General features: G+C 66.0%; 12 protein-coding genes. 6 read left to right on the top strand and 6 right to left on the bottom strand.

What is annotated here, in order from left to right; all coding sequences use genetic code 11:
- Positions 1–3 precede the first annotated feature (3 nt).
- From BMY25_RS17740 to BMY25_RS17765, 6 genes are all read right to left on the bottom strand, one after another.
- Entirely contained in the window at positions 4–2,541 is a 2,538-nt protein-coding gene (locus BMY25_RS17740) for a mechanosensitive ion channel domain-containing protein (RefSeq protein ID WP_092499095.1), read from the bottom strand.
- Between the two features lie 102 nt (positions 2,542–2,643).
- Complete coding sequence (locus BMY25_RS17745; protein ID WP_092499096.1) at positions 2,644–3,291, bottom strand: LutC/YkgG family protein; 648 nt, start codon at positions 3,289–3,291, stop codon at positions 2,644–2,646.
- A complete protein-coding gene (locus tag BMY25_RS17750; RefSeq protein WP_092499106.1) occupies positions 3,288–4,757 on the bottom strand; it encodes a LutB/LldF family L-lactate oxidation iron-sulfur protein in 1,470 nt (489 codons plus the stop codon). The genes BMY25_RS17745 and BMY25_RS17750 overlap by 4 nt, the downstream gene beginning before the upstream one ends.
- Positions 4,754–5,497, bottom strand: a complete 744-nt coding sequence (locus tag BMY25_RS17755; protein WP_092499112.1) for a (Fe-S)-binding protein — start codon at positions 5,495–5,497, stop codon at positions 4,754–4,756. Before BMY25_RS17755 ends, BMY25_RS17750 begins: the two co-directional genes overlap by 4 nt.
- Positions 5,498–5,550: 53 nt before the next feature.
- The gene (rhaI, locus tag BMY25_RS17760; RefSeq protein ID WP_092499114.1) at positions 5,551–6,846 is read right to left on the bottom strand and encodes an L-rhamnose catabolism isomerase; all 1,296 of its coding nucleotides are present in this window, start codon (positions 6,844–6,846) and stop codon (positions 5,551–5,553) included.
- Between the two features lie 82 nt (positions 6,847–6,928).
- Positions 6,929–9,055, bottom strand: a complete 2,127-nt coding sequence (locus BMY25_RS17765; RefSeq protein WP_092499116.1) for a bifunctional rhamnulose-1-phosphate aldolase/short-chain dehydrogenase — start codon at positions 9,053–9,055, stop codon at positions 6,929–6,931.
- A 225-nt stretch (positions 9,056–9,280) separates the two neighbouring features.
- Between BMY25_RS17765 and BMY25_RS17770 the strand changes: the two genes are divergently transcribed.
- The 6 genes from BMY25_RS17770 (at position 9,281) to BMY25_RS17795 (ending at position 15,202) form a co-directional block, all read left to right on the top strand.
- Positions 9,281–10,093, top strand: coding sequence for a DeoR/GlpR family DNA-binding transcription regulator (locus tag BMY25_RS17770; RefSeq protein ID WP_092499218.1), 813 nt, complete (start codon positions 9,281–9,283; stop codon positions 10,091–10,093).
- Positions 10,094–10,137: 44 nt separating this feature from the next.
- On the top strand, positions 10,138–11,148 hold the full coding sequence (rhaS, locus tag BMY25_RS17775; RefSeq protein ID WP_092499121.1) for a rhamnose ABC transporter substrate-binding protein: 1,011 nt from the start codon (positions 10,138–10,140) through the stop codon (positions 11,146–11,148).
- Between the two features lie 208 nt (positions 11,149–11,356).
- Entirely contained in the window at positions 11,357–12,841 is a 1,485-nt protein-coding gene (locus tag BMY25_RS17780) for a sugar ABC transporter ATP-binding protein (protein WP_238858408.1), read from the top strand.
- Positions 12,838–13,821: an ABC transporter permease gene (locus tag BMY25_RS17785; RefSeq protein WP_092499125.1), complete on the top strand. Its 984-nt coding sequence runs from the start codon at positions 12,838–12,840 to the stop codon at positions 13,819–13,821. The genes BMY25_RS17780 and BMY25_RS17785 overlap by 4 nt, the downstream gene beginning before the upstream one ends.
- Positions 13,818–14,882 (top strand): ABC transporter permease, encoded by a 1,065-nt coding sequence (locus tag BMY25_RS17790; RefSeq protein WP_092499127.1) that lies wholly within the window; start codon positions 13,818–13,820, stop codon positions 14,880–14,882. The genes BMY25_RS17785 and BMY25_RS17790 overlap by 4 nt, the downstream gene beginning before the upstream one ends.
- Positions 14,879–15,202: an L-rhamnose mutarotase gene (locus tag BMY25_RS17795; protein WP_092499129.1), complete on the top strand. Its 324-nt coding sequence runs from the start codon at positions 14,879–14,881 to the stop codon at positions 15,200–15,202. Before BMY25_RS17790 ends, BMY25_RS17795 begins: the two co-directional genes overlap by 4 nt.
- The last annotated feature ends 10 nt before the right edge of the window (positions 15,203–15,212 follow it).

Below are 15,212 nucleotides of genomic sequence, written 5' to 3' on the forward strand. Positions count from 1 at the left end.
ACATCAGCTTGGGGGCGACAGCGGCGTCGTTGCCGGCGTCGACGTATCCTGCTCGGCCGGCTGGCTGGCGACTTTGGCTTCCTCGTCCGCCGCCTTGTGCACGACGACGGACTGCGTCGGATTGGCGAGCACGATCCCCATTTCCTGGAAACGCTTCTTCATGCGGCGGTTGAATTCGCGGAACACGCCCCAGCGTCCGGCCGTCGTGCACGGGAAGCGACCGACGATGGTGACGACGGATCCCTCCACGCTGTTGACGCCCCAGAGCGCGAAATCCTGCAGGATCATCGGCGCGAAGTCCGGATCCTGCCGCATCTCCGCGGCGATGTCCTTCAGCGCCTGGCTGACCCTGTCGGTATCCTCGGAATAGGCGACGCTGACTGAAATGTCGGCGTTGCCCTGTCCCTTGTTGGTGTTGTTGACGCTGGTCACCGACGAGAAGGGAATGATGTGCACCGAACCGTCGCCGGCGCGCAGCCGCACCGTGCGGATCGAAAGATCCTCAACCACACCCGACACGCCCGCGACCGTCACCCAGTCGCCCACCTGCATCGCGTTTTCCAGGAGCAGGAAGATGCCGGTGATGAAATCCTGCACCAGCTTCTGCGAGCCGAAGGAAAGGCCGACGCCGATGATGCCCGCGCCCGCGAGCAGCGGCGCGATGTTGACGCCGATTTCGCTGAGAGCGGTCAGCCCGACGAAGACGATGATTACGATCGCCAGGATGGTGCGCATGATCGGCTGAAGCGTCCGCCAGCGGGCCGACTTGACGATCTGGTCCTGACGGCTCAGCCGCAGGATATGCCGCTCCATCGCGGCGTTGGTGAGATCCCAGACAGCGAAAGCCGCAAGGAAGATGAACCCGATCGTCAGCAGCGCGGAAAGCACGCGTCCGCCCGTGGCCCCCGTCCGGAACCAGGATGTGACGTGGAAGCCCCAGACCTGCAGGAGGACGAGCAGAACGGCCAGGGCCACCAGAACGGAAATCACCTTGCGAACCAGCGGATGCAGCCGGCTCGCATGCGTTCCCGCGCCATGCCGGGCGCCGCCATGGGGACTGGCCTGCAGGAGGCGATCCGTCAGCCCGAGCAGGACGATCCACACCACCCGCCCGGCGATCAGCACCGCGATGGACAAAATGGCGAGAGTGAAGAAGCGCCCGTAATCCGGTTCGGAGCCGAGGGCCACACCGAACCAGAGCGCCACGATGACGATGATGGCGAGAGTGGGCCAGGCTTCCGCCAGCCGGTTGCGCAGCACGCCCCAGAATCCCGGATCCGCCCTGTCGGAACGGATCGCGGCGGAAAGCGGCTTGCGGAACTTCAAGACCATCGCGATCAGCAGGGCATGGACGACCAGCGCCAGCAGCTTGCCCAAGGTGTCGTGCCCGGCGCGGCTGAGGCCCAGGAGCTGCGCGGCGTCTATCAGCGTGACGCCGAAGATCGCGAGCCCGACCACCCGCCGCAACCAGCTTTCAAGAAGCCTGGCGTTGTCCTGGCCGATCGGGATCAAACGAAGCCTCGGCGCACCCGGCGAGACCAGCATGCGCACGACACACATCACCACCCGACACGCGACATAGGCGTTGACGATGGCCAGCACGACCAGACGCGTGGTGCGGATGCTGCCGAGGCCCGTGCTCAGCAGGAAGTTGCCGAGAATGGCGAAGGCAATCACCGGGACGAGATCCAGCACGAAGCGCAGAAGCACCAGCGGCAGGCGACGAAGCAGGCGCCAGGAGGACTTTATGCGGCTGCGTTTGCGGGCGCCATTCGATGGCTCAAGCGGTTCGGCCACGACATGGTCGGCCGGATCCCGGTCCATCTGGGCGGAACGTTCGCCGGCCGCCCGGTACCATCGGATGCTGAAGCGCTGCACCAGCCATTCCAGCGCCAGGGCCGCGATCATGACGATCGCCAGGCTGATGACCGCGTTGATCGTACGGTCGCGCGAGCCCGGATCCTCCGTGGTCAGAAGAAAGAAACGGCCAACGTCCGGCAAGCCCCGCGCGATGCCGACCAGTCCTCCTGCGTTGAGGGACAGGTGACCCAGCCAGTTCGAGCTCTGATCCAGCACCTGCACGACGAGGCTGTCGGAGGTGAAGGGCGAGTTCTCCTCAGCCGCCGGAGCGGCGGCGGAAGCGCCTGCGGCCAGCGCGGTTCCAGCGGCAGCCGGGGCATGCGTCGCGCCCTCGGCGGGGGCCGATGCGGTCTGATTTGCCGGGGCCGTCGCCGGCGTCGTGACCGGTGTGGCCGCCGGCGCGTTCTGCGGCAGAGCCGTGATCAGGGACTGGAGCGTTGCCGTGAACTGCGCGCGCTTCGCGTCGTCGTTCAACACGTCGAGGATCTGCTGCGCCTGCGCCTTGTCCAGAGTTCCCGGTTGTGCCGGCAAAGCGGCGGCAGGCGCGGCCGGGGCTGCCTGGGTCGTCGTCTGAGTCGCTGGCTGAGCGCTCTTGTGGATAAAGGCCGAAAAAGGCGACTGCGCCTCCGCCGGGACGATGAGCAGCAGGGCGAAGGTTAGAAAGGCGGCGATTTGCTTCATGACGTGTCGGACGGATCCCGGTTTGCCGAGCGTTCGACGCAACTTAAGGCCCTTGTGTGGCGCGTCCAGCGATTGATCCCGCCGGACCGGGGACAATCGGCGTCAGGATCGCACGATCAGCACGTCCAGCGTGCGCGGCCCGTGCACGCCCTCCACGCGGTTGAGCTCGATATCGGAGGTCGCCGACGGCCCGGAAATGAAGGTCAGAGGGCGGCCGGCTTTGACCGACGGCTCCATGCGCGCCACCGCTTCGGGCACCAGCGACACCACCCTGTCCGTCTCCACGATGCAGAGGTGATAATCCGGCAGCAGGGTCAACGCCCGTCGTCCCTGCCCTTCGCCGTGATCCAGCACGATGGTGCCGGTCTCCGCGATGGCCGTCGCGCAGGTGGTCAGCACGCCATCCGCCGCCGCGATCTCCGCGAAGGTCAGGCCATGATCCACGATCACGTCGCAGCCATGCGGCACGAAGGCCTGCGGCAGGTCCTCCGCCGTGACCATGCGGCGATGGCCGCGCCGTTCCAGGATCTCGTGGATCGCGGCACCGGCGCCGGCGCTGTCGCACTCGGAAACGCTGACCTTGTAGGCCGCAGCGCGTTCGGCGAAGCGGGCCACCGTTTCCGGCGTGCCCGGCTCGCCCCGGCGGTGAAACGCACGCTCCACCCCATCGGTCGAGGCATCCTCGCCCGGCGGCACGTCGCGGAGCGCGGAACGGATGCGCTCCAGGATCGCCGTTCTCGCCTCGCTCATGCGGAGCCTCCCGGCTTGGCGGAAGACTCGGCGCCGCGCTCGGCGCGCCACCATTGGCGGAACGATTGCTTCGGAACGGGCGTGACGTCGCGCATCGCCGTCCATCCCGCCATCGGGCCGGGCAGGCTCGGAATGACATTGCCGCGCACGAAGGGCTTCTGGCCGATGACGGCACTTTTCTGCGCCAACTCGAAAAGCCGCGCGCTGCCGAAGATGCGGGCCATCGCCGCCATCGCGATCGCCTCGCCGGAGAACTTGCCCGCCAGCGTTTCCTTCTTGCGCCCGACGATCTTGCCCCGGAGATGCACGAGGATGCGGGGGATATCGATCTTGACCGGGCAGGCCTCGAAGCAGGCGCCGCAGAGCGACGAGGCATAAGGCAATGTTTCCGCCGGACCCGGTTGATTCAGCTGCGGGGTCAGGATCGCGCCGATCGGTCCGGGATAGGTCGAGCCATAGGCATGGCCGCCCGTCCGCTCATAGACGGGACAGACATTGAGGCAGGCGCTGCACCGGATGCAGGCCAGAGTCTCGCGCGCCGGCTCGTCCGCGAGAACGTCGGTGCGGCCATTGTCGAGGAGGACGAGGTGGAACTCCTCCGGCCCCTCGCCAGCCCGCGTGCCGGACCAGACGGAATTATAGGGGTTCATCCGCTCCGCCGTGGACGAGCGCGGCAGCGTCTGGAGAAAGACTTCCATGTCGCGCCAGGACGGGATCACCTTCTCGATGCCCATCAGCGAGATCAGCACCTTCGGGAGCGTCAGGCACATCCGCCCGTTGCCCTCGGATTCGAAGATCGCCACCGAGCCGGTTTCCGCCACCGCGAAGTTCGCGCCGGAAATGGCGAACGGCACGGTCAGGAACTTCTCGCGCAGGTAACGCCGCGCCGCGCCGGCAAGCTCCGCCGGCTCGTCGGAAAGGTTCTCCGTTCCAGCCAGCTTGCGCTTGAAGATCTCGCGGATCTCGGCGCGGTTGCGATGGATCGCCGGGACGAGAATATGCGACGACCGGTCCTCGCCAAGCTGCACGATGACCTCCGCCAGGTCGGTTTCTATCGCGGAGATGCCGCGCTGCGCCAAGGCCGAGTTGAGGCCCGTCTCGTCCGTCGTCAGCGACTTGATCTTCAGCACTTCCCGCGCGCCATGGCGCGCCAGGATTTCGCCGATGATGCGGTTCGCCTCCTCGCCGTCACGCGCCCAATGGACGCGACCGCCAGCCGCGGTGACGGCTTCTTCCAGCTTCAGGAGGTGCGTGTCGAGATGGCGGGCGACCTGCGCCTTGATCTGGCGTCCCGCCTCGCGGAGCTCCTGCCAGTCGGGCATCTCGCCGACCACCTTCAGCCGCTTGGCGCGGATCGTGTTGGTGGCCTTGCCAATGTTCCGGCGAAGCTGCGTGTTGGCGAGCGCATCGCGCGCAGCGTCGGGAAAGTCGCGCTCGACGACGATGCCGGGGGCGAAATCCGTCATTGCCGCATTCCCTCCTCGGTGGAGGCGAGGATCTCGGCCAGATGCAGCGCCCGGCGACCCGAGCGCTCGCGGGAAAGCCCGCCGGCAATATGCATCAGGCAGGAATTGTCGACGGCCGTGCAGACTTCCGCCTGCGTGGAACGGATATTTGCGAGCTTGTCGGTCAGCATCGCGATCGAGGTATCGGCGTTCTTCACCGCGAACGTGCCGCCGAAGCCGCAGCATTCCTCGCTTTTCGGGAGCTCGATCAGCTCCAGCCCGCGCACATTTCTCAAGAGCGCGAGCGCCGCGTCGGTGATCTTCAGCGCGCGCAGCGAATTGCAGGTAGGGTGATAGGTGACGCGGTGCGGATAATAGGCCCCGACATCCTCGACCCCGAGCTTGCGGACGAGAAATTCAGAGAATTCGAAGACCTTGCCGGCCAGTGCGTCGGTGCGCCGGATCAGCTCAGCGTCGCCCATCTCGCGCGCGAGCCGGGGATAGCTGGTGCGAACCGTGCTGACGCAGGACGAGGACGGGCAGACGATCACATCGCACGGCTCGAACACATCGAGGAAGCGCCGCATCAGCCCCACGGTTTCGTCGCGGTAGCCGCTGTTCAGGTGCATCTGCCCGCAACAGGTCTGTTCCATCGGGAAATCGACGCTGTGGCCGAGGCGTTCCAGCACGGACACCACGGCCTGCCCCGTCTGCGGGAAAAGAGTATCGTTGAAGCAACTGATGAAAAGCGAAACCTGCACGCGCGTTTCCTGTCCTTGAACGCTCTTCGGCGCCTGGCCCCACTATGACAGGATCAGCCGACCAGACCACCCCCGCCAGCACCGGAAAGGGGCCTGTCCGACGCGACTTTCGCCCGGTAGCCGGAAGACCGATAGGCGGCGACGGGATGGATGGCGCCGCCCTTTTCCAGCCGTGCGGTGGCGAGGATCGGCTCCACGTCGGTGCGGTACGCCGCCTTCAGCGTCTCGCTCGCCATCAGCGCGTCGTTCTCGTCCTGATACCCCTCCAGCGCGGCCCGGTCGATCAGCAGCGCCTGAAGGTAGGCCCGTTCGATCTCCGTTGCGCTCACCATCAGGCTTTCGATGGGATCGGTGACGTTGTGCGACTGGTCGATCATGTGGGCGGGGTGGAAGTCCGGCACCCGCGCTTCCGCGTCGACCAGTTCGTTGAAGACGAGGAACAACTGATACGGGTTGATGGAGCCGGCATCGAGATCGTCGTCGCCATATTTGGAATCGTTGAAGTGGAAGCCGCCGAGCTTCTTGAACTGGATCAGGCGGGCGACGATCATCTCGATATTGGTGTTCGGCGCGTGGTGGCCGAGATCGACGAGGCAGAAGGCCTTCGGCCCGAGCTCCGTCGCGGCGAGGTAGCTGGAACCCCAGTCCTGGATCACCGTGGAATAGAAGGCCGGCTCGTACATCTTGTGCTCGGTGAAGAGCCGCCAATCGTCGGGAAGCTCGGCGTAGATCGCCTTGCAGCTATCGATGTAGCGCTCGAAGGCGCGCGTGAAGTGGCTCTGGCCGGGGAAGTTGGAGCCGTCGCCGATCCAGATCGAGATCGCCTTGGAGCCGACCGCCTTGCCGATCTCGATGCATTCGAGATTGTGCTCGACCGCCTGCCGGCGCACCGCCGGATCGGTGTGGCTGAGGCTGCCGAACTTGTAGGTGTGCTGCTGCGTCGCCGCGTCGGAGAAGGTGTTGGAGTTCATCGCGTCGAAGCCGAGGCCGCGCTCCTCGGCATAGCTCTTCAGCGCCGCAGGATCCTGGGGCTTGTCCCATGGAATATGAAGCGCCACGCGCGGCGTCGCACGGGTGAACTGGTTGATGGCCGCGCAGTCATCCAGCTTGTGGAAGATATCGCGCGGCTCGCCCGTGCCGGGGAAGCGGGCGAAGCGCGTGCCGCCCGTGCCGGTACCCCAGGAGGGAACGGCGACGGCGAACTCGGCGGCTTTCCTTTTCATCGCATCGATGTCGATGCCGCGCCGGGCGAGGCTGGCGCCCAGCGCCTCGTAGCTTTCGCGCAGCGCCGCTTCCGCTTTCTCGTTGCTGCGCGCGATTCCGTCCGCCCCGGTGACGAAGCTGTCCATCTCATCTCTCCCTGAATTCCGCCCCTTCGCGGGGTCTGATCTTCGTCTCTCGTCGCTCGCCGGCCCTGGCGCGTGAAAGCCCCTAGCGCGTAAAGGAGTGCGCGTTACCGGCATCCACGTTGATGATGTTGCCGGTCGACTTGGCCGAAAGATCCGACAGCAGGAAGTAGATCGCCTCGGCGATATCCTCGGGGAACACCGAGCGCTTCAGCATCGACCGCTGGCGGTAATGCTCCTCCAGCTCCTCCGGCTTCATCTTGTAGGCGGCCGCGCGCTGCTCGCGCCATTCGCCCGTCCAGATCTTGGAGCCGCGCAGCACCGCGTCCGGGTTCACGACGTTGACGCGGATCTGCTCGCCCGCCCCTTCCAGCGCCAGGCAGCGCGCGAGATGGATCTCGGCGGCCTTGGCCGTGCAATAGGCGGATGCGTTGGGCGAGGCGGCAAGGCCGTTCTTGGAGGCGACGAAGACGATGGAGCCGCCGAGTTTCTGCTTCTTCAGGAGCCGGAACGCCTCGCGCGACACCAGGAAATACCCCTTGGCGAGGATATCCATGTTGCGGTCCCACATCTCGATGGGCGTGTCCTCGATCGGCGCGGAGGACGAGATACCGGCATTGGAGACCAGCAAATCGAGCCCGCCATATTCCACGCAGGCATCCACGAAGGACTTCGCGACCCCATCCTCGTCGGTGACGTCGAGCACCACGCCGCGCACGGCATCCTCGCCGTGGCTCTTGCGGAAAGTGTCCAGCGTCGCGTCGAGATTGCCCTTGTCGATATCGGCCAGCACCACGACGGCGCCCTCGGAGATCAGCTTGGCGACGGTCGCGCGGCCGATTCCGCCGGCCCCGCCGGTGACGAAGGCAATGCGACCGGCGAGGCTCTTCGGCTTCGGCATGCGCTGCAGCTTGGCCTCTTCCAGGAGCCAGTACTCGATGTCGAAGGCTTCCTGCTCGGGCAGGCCGACATAGGTGGAGACCGACGAGGCCCCGCGCATCACGTTGATGGCGTTGACGTAGAACTCGCCGGCGATGCGGGCGGTCGCCTTGTCCTTGGCGAAGGTGATCATGCCGACGCCCGGCACCAGATAGACCACGGCGTTGGGATCGCGCATGCCGGGGCTGTTGCCGCGTTTGGAGCGCTCGTAATAGCCGGAATAATCCCCCCGGTAGCTCTCCAGCGCCGCGTCGAGGCCGGACAGGACCGCGTCCACGTCGCCGCTGGCCGGATCGAAGTCCACGATCAGCGGGCGGATCTTCGTGCGCAGGAAATGGTCGGGGCAGGACGTGCCGAGCGCCGCCAGCTCGCGCAGATTATTCGACGTGACGAATTCCAGCACGGCGGCTGAATCGTCGAAATGACCGATCTTGGGTTCGTCGGCGCTGATGCGGCCGCGGATCTGCGGCATCAGCCTCGCCGCGATCTCGCGCCGCTTCTCCGCCGGCAGCGCCTCGACGGCCTTGCCGCCGAAAGCCGGCTTGCCCCGGGTCTTCCCATCGAACCACGAGATGGCGCGGTTGATCGCCCAGAGCGTCGTCTCGTAGCAATCCCTTGCATTGTCGGCCCAGGTGAAGAGGCCGTGGCTTTCCAGCACGCAGCCCTTGGCCTCCGGGTTCTCGCGGACGAACTTCTCCAGCCAGAGGCCGAGCTCGAAGCCCGGTCGCTTCCACGGCAGCCAGCCGATCGCATCGCCATAGATCTCGCGCGTCAGCTCGCGGGAATTGGCCGAGGCCGCGATGGCGATCACCGCGTCGGGGTGCACGTGATCGACATGGCGGAACGGCACGTAGGCGTGCAGCGGCGTGTCGATGGAGGAAGCGCGCGGGTTGAGGTTGAACGTGCAGTGCGAGAGGTAGCCCACCATCTCGTCTTCATGCTCGGGGCCGCGATAAAGGCCCTTCAGCGACTGCAGCTTGTCCATGTAGAGGGTGGAGAAGCCGTCGAGCTTCATGGTGCCGATGTCGCCGCCGGAGCCCTTGACCCAGAGGACATCGACCTCCGCGCCGGTCAGCGGATCCTTCTGGCGCACCTTGGCCGAGGTATTGCCGCCGCCGTAATTCGTCACGCGCTTGTCGGAGCCCAGCAGGTTCGACCGGTAAAGCAGCCGCTCCGGCTCGCTCATGGCGGTTGCCTTGGCATCGTCCCAGCGATTGACGATCGCCGCCGGAGCGGCACTGGCGGCTTCGCGTGGGGTCAGGACTTCGGACATGAGGCATCTCCCTGAGGCGGCGGACGCCGTGGCGCTCTGCCTGCTCACTTCTTTTGCCGAAATCTGGTCAATCAATCGGCAGCCTGTCAATCACAAACGGTCATTCACAGTCACAAACATTCATGCTGCACTGCATCATGACGGTTTTTGATCAGAGCTGATTGACAAGCGGCTTTTCCACGCCGAATGATCGAGAAAGAAGAAACCCGACATCGCACGGGACCGATGCACGAACGAGAACGCCACAAGCTCATCATGAGCGCAGTCCAGGAGCGGCCGGTCGCCACCGTGCCCGAGCTCGTGGATCTGACGGGCGCCTCGGAAGCGACGATCCGGCGCGACATCGCCGCGCTGCACGTGCAGAACCGGCTGCGACGCGTTCGCGGCGGGGCGGAGGCGCTGCATCCGCCGCAATTCGTCGGCCTTGCGGGGCGGCCGTTCAAGGTCAATGAAGGCGTCAACGCCGAGGCCAAGCGCGCCATCGCCAAGGCGGCCGTGGACCTCTGCGGCGACGGCGATCCCATCATCATCAATGGTGGCACCACGACGTTCCAGATGGTGCCCTTCCTCTGCGAGCGGCGGCTGCAGATCTTCACCAACTCGTTCCCCATCGCGGAGCATCTGGTGAAGCATTCCAAGAACAACGTCGTGGTGCCGGGCGGCGCGGTCTACCGTGAGCATGGCATCATCCTCAGCCCCTTCGAGAACGACGTGACGCGGAATTTCTACGCCAAGCGCGCCTTCATGAGCGCGCAGGGCGTCGGCCCGCTCGGCATCATGGAGGGCGACCCGCTCATCATCCAGGCCGAGCAGAAGCTGATCAACCAGGCGGAAGAGCTGATCGTACTGGTCGATTCCGCGAAATTCGCGCAGCGCTCCAGCCTGATCCTGTGTCCGCTGGAGCGCGCGACAACGATCATCACGGACAGCGGCATCGACGAGCGCGTCGTCCAGATGGTGGAGAAAGCGGGCGTCCAGCTCGTCGTCGTGGACGTGAAACCGACGAGGGAGACCCTCAGGGTTTCGACACCGGCCTAAGGCGAAAACGCCAGCCGACAAACATAACGCCAAGGGAGGAAATCATGGCGAATTGGAAGAAACTGCTTTCAGGAACAGTGCTGGCGGTGGGGCTGCTGTCGTCCCAGATGTCGACCGCCGCGCATGCCGCCGACAAGGTGCGCATCGCGCTGCTCGTCAAGTCGCTCGGCAACGGCTTCTTCGACGCCGCGCACAAGGGCGCCGACGAGGCGGCCAAGGAACTCGGCAATGTCGAGGTCATCTATACCGGCCCGACCTCCACCACCGCCTCCGGCCAGATCGACATCATCAACTCGCTGATCGCGCAGAAGGTGAACGCGATCGCCGTTTCCGCCAATGACGGCGACGCGCTGGTGCCTTCGCTGAAGAAGGCGATGCAGCGCGGCATCACGGTCATTTCGTGGGATTCCGCCGTCGCCAAGCCCGGCCGGGAGATGCATCTCGCCCCCTCCTCCGACGCGCTGATCGGCAATATGTGCGACAAGCTCGCCGCAGACGCGCTGCCCGGCGGCAAGGGCGACGTGGCGATCCTGTCGGCCACCGCCACCTCGACCAACCAGAACACCTGGATCGCCGAGATGAAGAAGGCGCTGCCGAAATATCCCGGCGTCAACGTCGTCACCACGGTCTATGGCGACGACCTCGCCGACAAGAGCTACCGCGAGACGGAAGGCATCCTGAAGACCTATCCGAACGTGAAGGTCATCGTGGCCCCGACCTCCGTCGGCATCGTCGCCGCCGCGCAGGCGGTGGAGGACGCGGGCAAGGTCGGCCAGGTCTTCGTCACGGGCCTCGGCCTTCCCTCCGAGCTCGCCGGCCATGTCGACAAGGGCTCGGTGAAGAGCTTCGCCATCTGGAACCCGATCGATCTCGGTTACGCCGCCACGACCATCGCCTACGAGCTGGCGACCAAGAAGGCGGAAGCCAAGCCCGGCGCGGAAATCCCGATCGGCCGCATGGGCAAGACCAAGCTGGACGAGAACGACCAGGCGGCCATGGCCGACCCCTTCGTCTACGACAAGTCCAACGTGCACGAGTTCGCGAAGATCTTCTGATCCGCGAGGGAGGGAGCCCGCGGTTCTGCGGGCTCCCTCCCTTCTGCCTTGCCTCAGCATGCCCGACCGCCCCCGCGCGGTCCGAACAGGTGCAGGCCCCATGTCCCATTCCGCCTTTACCCTTGTCAGGCCGGATGCCCGGCCGACGACTTCGCCGACGCTGGCGCCTGAGCCATCAACCGAACCCGGCAAGCGCCCGCTCCTCACCATGACGGGCATCTCCAAGTCGTTCCCGGGCGTGCGCGCGCTGAACGGCGTCACGCTCGACCTTTATTCCGGCGAGGTCACCGCGCTGATCGGCGAGAACGGCGCGGGCAAGTCGACGCTGGTGAAGATCCTGACCGGCATCTACCAGCCCGACGAGGGCGAGATCGTCATCGAGGGCCGGCCGACGCTGCTGCCCGGCGCCCAGGCGGCGACGGAAGCCGGCATCGCCGCCATCCACCAGGAAACCGTGCTCTTCGACGAACTGACGGTGGCGGAGAACATCTATATCGGCCATCAGCCGCGCACGCGCCTCGGCCTGATCGACTGGGCGATCATGAACCGCAACGCCGCGCGCGTGCTGGACGAGCTTGAGGCCAGGATCGATCCGACGATGCGGCTGAAGGATCTCGGCATCGCGCAGCGCCATCTCGTCGCCATCGGCCGCGCGCTCTCCGTCCACTCGCGCATCGTCATCATGGACGAGCCGACGGCCGCGCTGTCGCACAAGGAAGTGGAGGAACTCTACCACGTCGTGGAGCGGCTGAAGGCCGGCGACCGGGCGATCCTCTTCATCAGCCACAAGTTCGAGGAAGTATTCCGCCTCGCCGACCGCTACACCGTCTTCCGCGACGGCAGCGTCGTCGGCGCCGGCGAAATGGCGGATGTGAAGAGCGCCGATCTCGTCCGCATGATGGTCGGCCGCTCCGTCGACCAGGTCTTCCCAAAGACGGACGTGGCCATCGGCCCGACCGTGATGCAGGTGCGGGGTTTTTCCCACCCGACCGAGTTCGCCGACATTTCCTTCGATCTGCATCGCGGCGAGATCCTCGGCATTTACGGCCTTGTCGGCGCGGGACGCAGCGAGTTCGCGCAGGCGCTTTTCGGCATCACCCGCCCATCCGCCGGCACGGTGACCATCGAGGGCAAGCCAGTCACGATCCGCCGCCCGTCCGACGCGATCGGCGCGGGCCTCGTCTATGTCCCGGAAGAGCGCGGCCGCCACGGCGCGGTGCTGCCCATGTCGATTGCCGCCAATATCGGCATGGCCTCGCTCGGCCGCACGTCGAAGGCGGGCTTTCTCGATCTCGCCCGCGAGTGCCAGCTGGCCCGGACCTATGCCGAGCGGCTGGAACTCCGCGCCTCCGCGCTGAACCAGCCGGTGGGTACGCTCTCCGGCGGCAACCAGCAGAAGGTCGTGATCGGCAAGTGGCTGGCGACGGAGCCCCGCATCATCGTGCTGGACGAGCCCACGAAAGGCATCGACATCGGTTCCAAGGCCGCCGTCCACGCCTTCATGAGCGAACTCGCCGGCGCCGGGCTCAGCGTGGTCATGATCTCGTCGGAGCTGCCGGAGGTGCTGGGCATGGCCGACCGCATCCTCGTCATGCGCGAGGGCCGCATGGCCGGCATCCTCGCCCGCACGAACGCGACGCCGGAAAAGCTCGTCAACCTGGCGACGGGCAACGAGACAGGGGCGGCGGCATGATCGGCTTCCTCCTGAAACGGCGCGAGCCGCAGATCTTCGCCGCGATCCTCGTCCTGATCGCGCTGATCTCCACCCGCTTCCCCGGCTTTGCCGCGCCCGCCAACCTCGCGGAAGTCTTCAACGATACGGCGATCCTGATCGTGCTGGCGCTCGGCCAGATGGCGGTGATCCTGACGCGCTGCATCGACCTTTCCGTCGCGGCCAACCTCGCGCTCTCCGGCATGATCGTGGCGCTCCTGAACGCCGCGCATCCCGACCTGCCGCTGGCCGTCCTGATCCTCGTGGCGCTGGTTTCCGGCCTGCTGCTCGGCGCCATCAACGGGCTGCTCGTCTGGAAGGTCGGCATTCCCTCCATCGTGGTGACGCTGGGCACGCTGGCGGTCTATCGCGGCGTGATCTTTCTGCTCGCCGGGGGCGCCTGGGTGAATGCGCACCAGATGAGCGCGGTCTTTCTCAACATGCCGCGCAGCGTGATCCTCGGCCTGCCCGTGCTCGCCTGGACCGGCGTCCTGATCGTCGCGCTGGGCGTGCTGGTGATCCGCTATACCGGCTTCGGCCGCGCGCTCTACGCCGTCGGCGGCAATCCGGTCGCGGCTGTCTATGCCGGGCTGGATGTCGGGCGCACGCAGTTCCTCGCCTTCTGCCTTTCCGGCCTGCTCTCCGGCCTCTGCGGCTATTTCTGGGTGTCGCGCTATGCCGTCGCCTATGTCGATGTCGCCAACGGCTTCGAACTCGACGTCATCGCCGCCTGCGTGATCGGCGGCGTCTCCATCGGCGGCGGCATCGGCTCGGTCGCCGGCACGGTGCTCGGCGCGATATTCCTCGGCGTGATCAAGAACGCGCTGCCGGTCGTGAACATCTCGCCCTTCTGGCAGATGGCGATCTCCGGCTCCGTCATCATCATCGCCGTCGTCTTCAACGCCCGCGCGGAAAAGAAGCGCGGCCGCCTGATCCTCAAGCAAGCGAGGACCGCATCATGACCGTCCTGGATACCGGCCCCCTTCCCGCCGAGCCGGCGCCCCGCTCCGCTCGCGCGTCCGGCGGCTCTATCCCAGACCGGCTGGAAGGCCGCGCCAGCCGCATCTTCCTGCGCTGGGAAGTGCTTCTCCTCGTGCTGGCCGCGATCGTCTTCGCGATCAACTCCTTCGCCTCGCCTTACTTCCTCGATCCGTGGAACCTGTCGGACGCGACCTACAACTTCACCGAAAAGGCGATGATCGGCCTGGCCATGGCGCTGTTGATCGTCTCCGGCGAGATCGACCTTTCGGTGGCTTCCATCATCGCGCTCGCCTCCGTCGCCATGGGTGCCGCGGCCGCGGCCGGCGCGTCGGTCTGGATGCTGGTCCTGATCGGCCTCGGTGTGGGTCTGGTCGCCGGTGCCTTCAACGGCTTCCTCGTCACGATGGTCGGGCTGCCTTCCATCGTCGTCACCATCGGCACGATGAGCCTCTTTCGCGGCATCGCCTTCATCGTGCTGGGCGATCAGGTCTACAATTCCTATCCCGCAGGCTTCGAGTGGTTCGGGCAGGGCTACGTCGTCTGGGCCTTCACCGTGGAACTCGTGATGTTTCTCGTGCTGGCGGTCATCTTCGGGCTGGTCCTGCAGAAATCGACCTTCGGCCGCCGGGTCTACGCGATCGGCAACAACCCGATGGCGGCGCGCTTTTCCGGCATCCGGGTGGAGCGGATCAAGTTCATCCTGTTCCTGCTCACCGGCGTGATGAGCGGCCTCGCCTCCATCTGCCTGACCTCGCGGCTGGGCTCCACGCGCCCCTCCATCGCGACGGGCTGGGAACTGGAAGTCGTGACGATGGTCGTGCTGGGCGGCGTCGCCATCAATGGCGGTTCCGGCACGATCCTCGGCGTGGTCATCGCCGCCTTTGTCATGGGCCTCGTGACCTTCGGCTTCGGGCTCCTCAACGTGCCCGGCATCGTGATGTCGATCTTCATCGGCCTGCTGCTGATCGCCGTCATCGCCCTGCCGATCCTGTTTCGCCGGGTGATGGCCGCCCGCCGGAGCACGCGACGGGTGGCGGCATGAGCAACGTCGAGCGCACCGCCTTCCGCATGAAGCTCAATCCCGGCATGGCGGAGGAATATCGCCGCCGCCATGACGCGATCTGGCCGGATCTGGTCGACCTCCTGCACGAAGCGGGCGTTTCCGATTACGCGATCTATCTGGACGAGGAGACGAACGCCCTCTTCGGCGTGCTGACGCGGACGAAAGATCACGGCATGGACGAGCTGCCCGCGCATCCCGTGATGCAGCGCTGGTGGGCGCACATGGCCGATCTCATGGCGGTGAAGCCGGACAACGAGCCGGTCGCCGCGCCGCTCGTGCCCATGTTCTTCATGGCCTGAGGGTGAGCCT

Origin of the sequence: Faunimonas pinastri (genome assembly GCF_900110915.1) — a bacterium.
Classification (GTDB): domain Bacteria; phylum Pseudomonadota; class Alphaproteobacteria; order Rhizobiales; family Afifellaceae; genus Faunimonas; species Faunimonas pinastri.